Origin of the sequence: Methylobacterium sp. CCH5-D2 (genome assembly GCF_001556475.1) — a bacterium.
Lineage (GTDB): Bacteria > Pseudomonadota > Alphaproteobacteria > Rhizobiales > Beijerinckiaceae > Methylobacterium > Methylobacterium hispanicum.
Window position 1 is genome coordinate 1 of record NZ_LSIX01000476.1, and the last position, 9,367, is coordinate 9,367.

Sequence of the window (9,367 nt, forward strand, 5' to 3'; positions counted from 1 at the left end):
CTGCACGCCCGCCTGCGCGGCGCCGACGAGGCCGCAGCGGTGGCGCCCTGGCTGCCGCCGGGCGAGGCGGCGGGCGCCCTGTGCCCGACCGACGCGGTGCTCGCCCGCCTCTCCGCGGACCTGGCCGAGGCGATGCGCCGGGGCGTGATCGGCGACGTCCTGTTCGGCGTTCTGGAGCGCAAGGTCGCCGACCTCTCGGCGATCCAGGCGGCCTGCGAGCGGATCCGCAGCACGCCCCTGCCCTTCGCCTACACGCTGCTCCTCTACCGCACCGCCTGGCTCTACTGCCTGTTCCTGCCCGTCGGCCTGTCGGGCTCGCTGGGCTGGGCGACGCCGGCCGCGGTCGCGCTGGTGGCCTACACCTTCTTCGGCCTCGACGCGCTGGGCGACGAGCTGGAGGAGCCCTTCGGCACCGACCCGAACGACCTGCCTCTCGACGCCATGCTGCGCATGGTCGAGGCGATCGTGCTCGACGCACTCGGCGAACCCGTGCCCGAGCCGCTGCGGCCCGAGAACTTCCTGCTCCGATAGGGGCTCGCCTCCGGTCTCCCGCCCGGGTGCCAGCATGGGTGCCCGCCTGGGCGCCCGCGGCGCCGGATGCGGGAAGGGGCCGGCGCAGGCGCCGGCCCCTCCACGATTCCGTCCCGTCGCGCGGGTCCTACTCGGCCGCCGTCACGTCGGCGGTGAAGTGGCCGCACCAGTCCTGCGAGGCGACGACGGGCCACAGGCCCTTGGATTCCGGCGCCGGCTGGCTCACCGGCGGATTGAAGCGGCACAGGCCCTCGTCGCCCGAGGCCTGGGCGCCGTTGAGCTTGTGGTCGTCGAAGAAGCGGCAGCTCTCGCAGGAGGCGTTGGTACCGGCCATCGTCATGTCTCCGTTCGTCGTCGTGGCTGCGTGGTGGTCCGTATCGGAGGGAGCCGCGGCGTCCGCGCCGGGGCCCCCGCTGCGAGTTCTTAATTAGAACAACTAAAAAGAGACGTCAACGGACTCGGGCTCGCACGCGGCCTCGCGGCCGGTGGACGCCGGCCGGACAGGCGGGAGGAGCGGTTCGCGGTCGGGATTTGTACCCTGGCCCGGGCTGTGGTGATGTGCGGGCGCGCCGCCAAGCTGCTTCGCGCCGCCGAGCTGCTTTGCACCCCCAAGCTGCTTCGCGCCGTCGAGCGGCCCCGGTCTCGCCGCCAGGATGCGCGTTCCGGAGCCCCGCACAGGACCCGCCTTGTTCCGACTGATCTACAAGAGCGCGGCCCGCCACGAGGCGGAGGAGATGTTCCGGCCGCCCAACCTGCCTGCGATCCTGGAAGCCTCGCGCCGCCGGAACGGCGAGGCCGGCCTGACCGGCGTCCTCGTCTATACGGGGACCGGGTTCCTGCAGGTGCTGGAGGGCGGGCAGGCCGAGGTGCTCGGCGTGTTCGAGCGCCTGCTCGTGGACCGGCGCCACCGCAGCATCTCCGTCATCGAGATGGGCGAGACCGAGCGGCGCCTGTTCGGCTGCTGGTCGATGGGCTTCCTGGGCGCCTCGCCGGAGGCCGACGCGCGGCTCGAGGCCGCGCTCGGCCCGCTGCCGGGGCTGGAGCGCGATCCCGCCCGCCGGGTCGAACTCCTGCGCGCCACCCTGCTTCTGCTCGTGGACGCGCCGATCAGCCTGCTCTGGCGCGAGGGCCTGACCTGATCACGATTCCGGACGCGTGTTTCTCGGAACGGAGCCGGCGTCGTCCGGTTCACCCGGTACGGCACCCCGGCGTGCCGGACGCTCCGAGCGTTTCCTCCCGGACTCGGGCCGCCCGCGGGGCGGCTCTTTTTTTGCCCGGTCAGACGGTCAGCCGCCCTTCCTCCACCGCGTGGCAGGCCACGCCGTCGATGAGGCGGGGCACCTCGGCCCGGCAGCGCGCGTTCGCGTGCGGGCAGCGCGGGTTGAAGGTGCAGCCCGGGGGCGGGTCGATCGGGTTCGGGATCTCGCCGGACACCGGCGTGCGGGCGCGGCCGATATGGGCGAGGTCCGGCACCGCGTCGAGCAGCATGCGGGTGTAGGGGTGGCGCGGGCGCTCGAAGATCGCGGCCTTGTCGCCGACCTCCACGAGGCGCCCGAGATACATCACCCCGATCCGGCTCGCCATGTGGCGCACCACGGCGAGGTTGTGGCTGATGAACAGGTAGGTCAGCCCGAGCCGGTCCTGGAGGTCGCGCATCAGGTTGAGGATCTGGGCCTGGACGGAGACGTCGAGGGCCGAGGTCGGCTCGTCGCCGACCAGGAACTCCGCCTGGCTCGCCAGCGCCCGCGCGATGGCGATGCGCTGGCGCTGGCCGCCCGAGAAGGCGTGCGGGTACTTGGCGGCGTCGTCCGGGTGCAGGCCCACGAGTCGCAGGAGCTCGCCGACGCGTTCCCGGATCGCCGCCTCGCCCCGGACCAGGCCGAACGCCCGGATCGGCTCGGCGATGATCGCCCCGACCCGCCAGCGCGGGTTCATGGAGGCGTAGGGGTCCTGGAAGATCATCTGGATCCGCGCGCGCAGGCGTCGGCGCTCGGCCGCCTGGCGCGGATCCGTCATCGAGACCTCGGCGATGCGCACCTCACCCGCCGACGGCGGCAGCAGCCCCACCACCATCCGGGCGACCGTGGACTTGCCCGAGCCCGACTCGCCCACCAGCGCGAAGGTCTCGCCGCGCCGGATCGTGAAGTCGACTCCGTCGACCGCCTTGAGGGTCTGGCGGGGCGCGCGCTCGATCACCCGGTTGAGCCAGGGCTTCGAGACGTCGAAGACCCGGCGCAGGTCCTTCACCTCGACGTAGGCGCTCGAGCCTGCGTTCATGCGGCTTCTCCGCGCGCGTCGTAGAGGTGGCAGGCGACCCGCGTCCGCTCGACCGCGACGGGCTCGGGCCGCTCGGTGCGGCAGCGCGCGAACGCGCTCGGGCAGCGCGGGTTGAAGGCGCAGCCCGGCGGGATCGCGGTGAGCCGCGGCATGGCGCCCGGGATCTGGGTCAGGCGCTCGGCGGTGTCGCTGAGCGTCGGGATCGCGCCCATCAGGCCGCGGGCGTAGGGGTGGTGGGGGTGGCGCACCACGCTCGCCACCGGGCCGATCTCGGCGATCCGGCCCGAATACATCACGGCGACCCGGTCGGCGGCCTCGGCGATCACGCCCATGTCGTGGGTCACCAGCATCACGGCCGTGCCGCGCTCGCGGCAGAGGCGCTTGAGGAGCGTGATCACCTGGGCCTGGACCGAGACGTCGAGCGCGGTCGTCGGTTCGTCGGCGATGATCAGCTCGGGCTCGGCCGCGAGCGCCAGGGCGATCACCACGCGCTGGCGCATGCCGCCCGAGAACTCGTGCGGGTAGCCGTCGATGCGCCGCTCGGGCGCCGGGATGCCGACCTCGGTGAGAAGGTCGATCGCCCGCGCCCGGGCGGCCTTGGCGGAGAGGTCGGTATGGGTGCGGATCGTCTCCACGATCTGCTCGCCGACCCGGTAGAGCGGGTCGAGGGAGGTGAGCGGATCCTGGAAGATCATGCCGATGCGCCGGCCCCGGACGCGCCGCATCTTCTCGGGCGGCAGGTCGTCGATGCGCTCGCCCCGCAGGCGGATCTCGCCCCCGGCGATGCGGCCGGGTGGGTCGATCAGGCCGATCACGGCCGAGCCCGTCACCGACTTGCCGGCCCCGGACTCGCCGACGACGCCCAGGATCTCGCCCCGGGCGATGTCGAACGACACGCCGTCGATAGCGGTCAGCGTGCCTCGGCGCGTCTCGAAGACGACGCGCAGGTCGCGCACGGAGAGGACGGTCTCGGTCATTGCAGCTTCGGGTTCAGCGCGTCGCGCAGCCAGTCGCCCAGCAGGTTGATGGCGATGACGAGGCCGGCGAGCGCCACGCCCGGAAAGGCCACCACCCACCACTCGCCGGAGAACAGGAACTTGTTGCCGGTGCGGATCAGCGTGCCGAGCGAGGGCATCGTCTCGGGCAGGCCGGTGCCGAGGAAGGAGAGCGTCGCCTCGGTGATGATCGCCAGCGCGAGGTTGATGGTGGCGATCACGAAGACCGGCCCGGTCACGTTCGGCAGCACGTGCCGGAGCATGATCACCGGCGAGGACAGGCCGATGAGGCGGGCGGCCTGCACGTAGTCCTTGCCGCGCTCCACCATCACGGAGGAGCGCACGGTGCGGGCGTACTGCACCCAGAACGAGAGCCCGATCGAGACCACGATGAGCAGGATGGTGGCGTTGGTGTCGAGCGCGCTGCCGAAGGAGGCCTTGGCGACGCCGTCCACCACCAGCGCGATCAGGATCGCCGGGAAGGTGAGCTGCACGTCGGCGACGCGCATGATGATCGTGTCGAGCACGCCGCCGAAATAGCCGGCGACGAGCCCGAGGGCGATGCCGAGCGTGCCCGAGACGAGCACCCCCAGCATCCCGACGATCAGCGAGAGGCGCAGGCCGTAGAGCACCGCCGAGAGCACGTCGCGGCCCTGGTCGTCGGTGCCGATGAGGAAGGGCGCCTGCCCCTCCGCGTTCCAGAGCGGCGGCAGGTTCGAGTTGATGAGGTCGAGCTGGGCCGGGTCGTAGGGGTTCTGCGGCGCGATCCAGGGGGCGGCGAAGGCCAGCGCGAACATCAGCACGGTGGCGACGAAGGCGACCATGGCCGTCTTCGAGCGGCGGAAGCTCGCCCAGAGATCGGAATCGAGGAAGCGCGCGAGCCGCGAGAGGGGGCGTCCCGGCCGGGTCGCGGTGGCGTCGTCCGTCGCGGCACTCATGCGGCGCGCCCCACGCTGGTGCGGAGCCTCGGATCGACCACCGTGTAGAGGAGGTCGACCACGAGGTTGATGGTGACGAAGATCGCCGCGACGAGCAGCAGGTAGGCCGACATGATCGGGATATCGACGTTCTGCACAGCCTGCACGAAGAGGAGGCCCATGCCCGGCCACTGGAACACCGTCTCGGTGATGATCGAGAAGGCGATGACCGAGCCGAGCTGGAGCCCCGCGATGGTGATGACGGGCACCAGCGTGTTCTTCAGGGCGTGGCCGAGATGGATGGCGCGGGTGGTGAGCCCACGGGCGCGGGCGAAGCGGATGTAGTCGGTGCGCAGCACCTCCAGCATCTCGGCCCGGACGAGGCGCATGATCAGGGTCATCTGGTAGAGGCCCAGCGTCACCGAGGGCAGGATCAGGGCCTTCAGCCCCGAGACGGTGAGGAAGCCCGTGGTCCAGCCCCCGATCCGCACGGTGTCGCCGCGCCCGTAGGATGGGAGCCAGCCGAGCGTGACCGAGAACAGGAAGATCAGCAGGATGCCGATCAGGAAGGTCGGCAGCGAGACGCCGACGAGCGAGATCGCCTGGAACAGCTTGGCGAGGAATGTGTCCCGCCGGAGCGCGCAGTAGACCCCCATCAGGATGCCGACGCCGAGCGCGAACAGCGTGGCGCAGAAGGCGAGTTCCAGCGTGGCCGGGATGCGCTCGGAGAGCAGCGCCGTCACCGGCTGGCGGAACTGGTAGGAGATGCCGAAATCGCCCCTGAGCACGTTGCCGGCGTAGCGCCCGAACTGCACCAGCATCGGGTCGTCCAAGCCGAGCGATTTGCGGATCTCGGCCCGCTCGGAGACCGGCGTGTCCGGCCCGACGATCTGGTTCACGGGGTCGCCCGCGAACCGGAACATGGCGAAGGCGATCAGGCCGACCACGCCCAGCACCACGAAGGCCTGGGCGAGGCGGCGGATCAGGAACGCGAGCACGCTCGATGCCTCAGGGCTTCTTCGACACCCAGTAGAGGTAGAGGTAGTTGTCCGGCCGCTGGGTCAGCGTGATCTTCTTCGACACGCCCCAGGCGAGGGCCTGCTGGTGCAGCGGGATGTAGCCCCAGTCTGCCTGGATCGTGTCGAAGCCCTCCTTGATCTGGGCGTCGCGCCGGGTCTTGTCGGTCTCCTGCTCGACCTTGTCGGCGATCTCGTCGATCTTCGGGTTGCAGTAATTGCCCAGGTTCCAGCCGCCGCGGCCGGATTTCGGGTCGTTCCGGCAGCCCGCGATCTCGTACAGGATGTTGTGGCTGTCCTGCGAGGAGGGCGTCCAGCCGACGAGGTAGAACGAGGTGTCGTAGGCGGGAGCCAGCACCTTGGCGAAGTATTTGGCCTTGGGCTGGGCGTTGAGGTTCACCTTCACGCCCACCCGGGCGAGCATCGAGACCACGGCTTGGCAGATCGCCTCGTCGTTGACGTAGCGGTCGTTCGGGCAGTCCATCGTGAGGGTGAACCCGTCCGGGTAGCCCGCCTCGGCGAGCAGCGCCTTGGCCTTCTTGGCGTCGGCGGCGGGCCGCTTGAACTCGCCCGAGCGGTCGTAGAGCGAGGGCGCGATGAGGAGCGCCGAGGGCGTCGCCTGACCCCGCATCACGCGCTTGGCGATCGTGTCCTCGTCGATGGCGAGGTAGAAGGCCTCGCGCACGCGCTTGTCCTTGAACGGGTTCTTGCCCTTGACGCTCGAATCCTTCAGCTCGTCGCGCCACTGGTCCATGCCGAGGAAGATCGTGCGCAGCTCGGGGCCGGCCATGACGACGGCGTTGCCGCTCGATTCCACGCGCGGCTGGTCCTGGAGCGGCACGGGGTCGATCCAGTCGACCTCGCCGGAGAGGAGGGCGGCGACGCGGGTGGCCGAGTTGCCGATCGTGGTGAAGACCGCCTCGTCGAGGTTCGACTCGACCTTGCCCCAGTAGCCGGGGAACTTCTTGAACACCGTGCGCACGCCCGGCTGGTGCTCGGTGATCATGAAGGGCCCGGTGCCGTTCTCGTTGAGCGCGGCGTAGCTCGGGGAGGTGGCGGTCGGGGCCGAGGGCTGGACGGCGTTGTTCTTCTCCGCCCAGGTCTTCGACATGATGTACCAGGTCGGAAACTGGGCGATCGCGATCGGATTCGGGGTCTTCAGCTTCATGTCGACGGTGTAGTCGTCGACCTTCACGAACTCGGCGTCGCCCGGCACGTTCGTCTGGAAGTTCGAGCCCGGCGCGCGCACGCGGCTCGCCGAGAAGATCACGTCGTCGGCGGTGAAGGGCGAGCCGTCGTGGAACGTGACGCCCTTGCGCAGGTGGAAGCGCCAGCGCGTCGGCTCCGGGTTCTCCCAGGACTCGGCGAGCTGGGGCGCGAACTTCATGTCCTTGTCGCGCATCACCAGGGCCTCGTAGACGGCCCCGTGCATGCCGATCGTGAAGGTTTCCTTCAGCGAGTAGGGATCGAGCGACTTGATGTCGCCCTGGAAGGCGAAGCGGAAGACGTTCTGGGCCTGCGCGAGGGACGAGCCCCCGAGAAGTCCCAGGGCAAGTCCGGTGGCGAGCAGCGCGTTCTTCATCGTCACAGCATCACACCGCATGCGCATCATGTCCACGTTTCCACTGAGGGGGATCGGTCCGAGGACCGGGGAGAACCTTCACGGGTATGCGGAACTTGTGCCAGCAAGCTTGAGCGATGTGCAACCGGGCTTTGCGCCCGCCGCCCCGGGGGCGCCCCGCGCGTCGCGGGTGCCGGGTGGCATGCCCCGGGATCCCGCCTCGCGACTCGCGTGTGGATGCATGCCGTGGCCGGGAACCGGGATCGAAGAACGGACCGCCCCAAGCACGATCCCCAAGCACGATCACGTGTCGTGGAAAGCCCTGCGGCCCGTACCGGAGCGTTATCGTGATGGAAATTTCTGTGAGAGCGTCGCACCAAATGCGTTTTGCCGGCCCATTCGACTATGGGCTGTCTTGACGGATCGGTGATCTTGCCCTTTGTCTCAGGCCGTTGTGGTCGGGAGGTCGTCGTGTCGGAGAATGATGAAGTTTTAGGAACGGATCAGATCGAGCTGACGGTTGATATCGTCTCGGCTTATGTCTCGAACAACCACATCCAGGCCGTCGATCTTCCTGCGCTGATCGGCACCGTTCACGCGGCGCTCAGCGATCTCTCGAAGCCGGCCGAGGCGGTGGAGGCTCCCGTCGAGAAGCTCACCCCGGCCCAGATCCGCAAGTCGATCACGCCGGATGCCCTGGTCAGCTTCATCGACGGCAAGCCCTACAAGACGCTGAAGCGGCACCTCACGAAGCACGGGATGGATTTCCAGGCCTACCGCCAGCGCTTCGGCCTGCCGGCCGACTACCCGGCCACCGCCGCGAGCTACTCGGCCAAGCGCTCCGAGCTCGCCCGCAGCCTGGGTCTCGGCCGCAAGAGCGAGGCCGCTGCCCGGGAGGCCGAGCCGGTCGAGACGGTCTCCGAGGCCCCGGCGGAGGCGCCGAAGACGCGCGGCCGCCGCAGCAAGCCGGCCGAGGCCGCCGCGCCCGCCAAGGGCCGCGGCCGGAAGAAGTCCGCGGCCGAGGCCGCCGAGTAGGACGGTTCGGAACGCACGGGGCGCTCTGCCGCCGCGCCGGACGCGGGAGCCTCGGCTCCCGCGTCCGGCCAGCGAGGTCTATCGGCCGAACAGGCTCTGCGCCACGGCGGGCAGGCGGTCCTGCCGGCTGCCCGCCACCACGACGAGGCGGCGCACCTCGCCCCGCAGGAAGGCCTGCAGGAAGCGGTCGTAGTTTCGGAAGACGACGCAGCCGTTCGAGGCGCCGCTCGGCCCGAGCATGTAGGTGTGGGCCAGAAGGCCGACCCGGTTGTGCACCGCGCCGCTCCCGCCGACCGGGTTGAGCCGGATCGCCCGGACCCCGTGGAACAGCGCCTCGCGCTCGGTCAGCAGATAGGTGCCGGGCGGCGTCGCGCCGCGCATCGTCTGGTGGACGAGCTTCGGGTTGTCCTGCGCGGGGCCGAGGCCGGAATGGGCCTCCAGAACCTCGCCGCTCGGCAGGGTCACGGTGCGGGCGGTGATGTCGTAGATCGCGGTGGCCTCGGCCGAGGGCTCGGGCACCAGCGTCCGGCGCGGGAGCGCCGCCGCGGGATCGCGGTCCAGCGCGGCGTACGCCATGGCCGGCTCCGGGCGATCCGCCGCCGGCCGCGTCCCGAACACCGCGTCGAAGAACGAGCGCTCGGCCGAGGCGTCGGACTGCGCGCGTGCCTGGGCCGCGGCCTGTTGCTGCGCCCGCGCGGCGAGCCTCTGCCGCGCCGCGATGCGCGGGCCCTGCGCGTCGGGGCGCAATTCGGCCGGGCGCGGCATCGGCAGCGGCACAATCTGCTCGGCGAGCCGGGCCGGGGCCGCCGCCTGCGGGGCCGGGGCCGCCACGGGCTTCGGCGGCGCCGCGACCGGCGGCCGTGCCTCGGCCACGAGAGCGGCCACGAGAGCGGGCGCGGGACGCGGGGACGGCGCGAAGGCGCCGGAGGGCGGGGCGGACGCCGAGAGGGTGCGCGTGCCGGACCCGAGGATCGGCGTCGGATCGAGCATCCAGGCGGTGCGGGCAGGCGCGGCCCTCGGCGGGTCGGCGGGACG

10 protein-coding genes are annotated in these 9,367 nt (G+C 70.9%); 3 read left to right on the top strand and 7 right to left on the bottom strand.

The window, feature by feature from the left end:
* A partial coding sequence (locus AX737_RS12075) for a bestrophin family protein (protein WP_197430549.1) occupies positions 1 to 531 on the top strand: 531 nt, incomplete at its 5' end.
* A gap of 127 nt (positions 532 to 658) precedes the next feature.
* Here the strand turns inward: AX737_RS12075 and AX737_RS12080 are convergent.
* Positions 659 to 865: a hypothetical protein gene (locus tag AX737_RS12080; RefSeq protein WP_066921646.1), complete on the bottom strand. Its 207-nt coding sequence runs from the start codon at positions 863 to 865 to the stop codon at positions 659 to 661.
* A 352-nt stretch (positions 866 to 1,217) separates the two neighbouring features.
* On the opposite strand from AX737_RS12080, the gene AX737_RS12085 reads away from it, so the two are divergent.
* Entirely contained in the window at positions 1,218 to 1,670 is a 453-nt protein-coding gene (locus tag AX737_RS12085) for a BLUF domain-containing protein (protein ID WP_066921633.1), read from the top strand.
* A gap of 139 nt (positions 1,671 to 1,809) precedes the next feature.
* Here the strand turns inward: AX737_RS12085 and AX737_RS12090 are convergent, their stop codons facing one another.
* The 5 genes from AX737_RS12090 to AX737_RS12110 are packed head-to-tail and all read right to left on the bottom strand — an operon-like array spanning position 1,810 to position 7,318.
* Positions 1,810 to 2,808, bottom strand: coding sequence for an oligopeptide/dipeptide ABC transporter ATP-binding protein (locus AX737_RS12090; RefSeq protein ID WP_066921635.1), 999 nt, complete (start codon positions 2,806 to 2,808; stop codon positions 1,810 to 1,812).
* The gene (locus AX737_RS12095; RefSeq protein WP_066921637.1) at positions 2,805 to 3,785 is read right to left on the bottom strand and encodes an ABC transporter ATP-binding protein; all 981 of its coding nucleotides are present in this window, start codon (positions 3,783 to 3,785) and stop codon (positions 2,805 to 2,807) included. The genes AX737_RS12090 and AX737_RS12095 overlap by 4 nt, the downstream gene beginning before the upstream one ends.
* Positions 3,782 to 4,741, bottom strand: a complete 960-nt coding sequence (locus AX737_RS12100) for an ABC transporter permease (RefSeq protein ID WP_066921639.1) — start codon at positions 4,739 to 4,741, stop codon at positions 3,782 to 3,784. The genes AX737_RS12095 and AX737_RS12100 overlap by 4 nt, the downstream gene beginning before the upstream one ends.
* Positions 4,738 to 5,718 carry an ABC transporter permease gene (locus AX737_RS12105; protein ID WP_066921641.1) on the bottom strand — a complete coding sequence of 327 codons (981 nt, stop codon included), beginning with the start codon at positions 5,716 to 5,718 and terminating at the stop codon, positions 4,738 to 4,740. Before AX737_RS12105 ends, AX737_RS12100 begins: the two co-directional genes overlap by 4 nt.
* Before the next feature lie 10 nt (positions 5,719 to 5,728).
* The gene (locus AX737_RS12110) at positions 5,729 to 7,318 is read right to left on the bottom strand and encodes an ABC transporter substrate-binding protein (protein ID WP_082773001.1); all 1,590 of its coding nucleotides are present in this window, start codon (positions 7,316 to 7,318) and stop codon (positions 5,729 to 5,731) included.
* A gap of 450 nt (positions 7,319 to 7,768) precedes the next feature.
* On the opposite strand from AX737_RS12110, the gene AX737_RS12115 reads away from it, so the two are divergent.
* On the top strand, positions 7,769 to 8,332 hold the full coding sequence (locus AX737_RS12115; protein WP_066921643.1) for a MucR family transcriptional regulator: 564 nt from the start codon (positions 7,769 to 7,771) through the stop codon (positions 8,330 to 8,332).
* A gap of 78 nt (positions 8,333 to 8,410) precedes the next feature.
* Here the strand turns inward: AX737_RS12115 and AX737_RS12120 are convergent.
* Positions 8,411 to 9,367: DUF2778 domain-containing protein (locus AX737_RS12120; RefSeq protein WP_156453674.1), on the bottom strand; the 957-nt coding region annotated here is incomplete at its 5' end.

What these genes read in the sequence shown, in the direction of transcription:
- AX737_RS12080 (WP_066921646.1), bottom strand. Translation starts at nt 865, where the DNA reads ATGGCCGGTACCAACGCCTCCTGCGAGAGCTGCCGCTTCTTCGACGAC.
- AX737_RS12090 (WP_066921635.1), bottom strand. Translation starts at nt 2,808, where the DNA reads ATGAACGCAGGCTCGAGCGCCTACGTCGAGGTGAAGGACCTGCGCCGG.
- AX737_RS12095 (WP_066921637.1), bottom strand. Translation starts at nt 3,785, where the DNA reads ATGACCGAGACCGTCCTCTCCGTGCGCGACCTGCGCGTCGTCTTCGAG.
- AX737_RS12100 (WP_066921639.1), bottom strand. Translation starts at nt 4,741, where the DNA reads ATGAGTGCCGCGACGGACGACGCCACCGCGACCCGGCCGGGACGCCCC.
- AX737_RS12110 (WP_082773001.1), bottom strand. Translation starts at nt 7,318, where the DNA reads ATGAAGAACGCGCTGCTCGCCACCGGACTTGCCCTGGGACTTCTCGGG.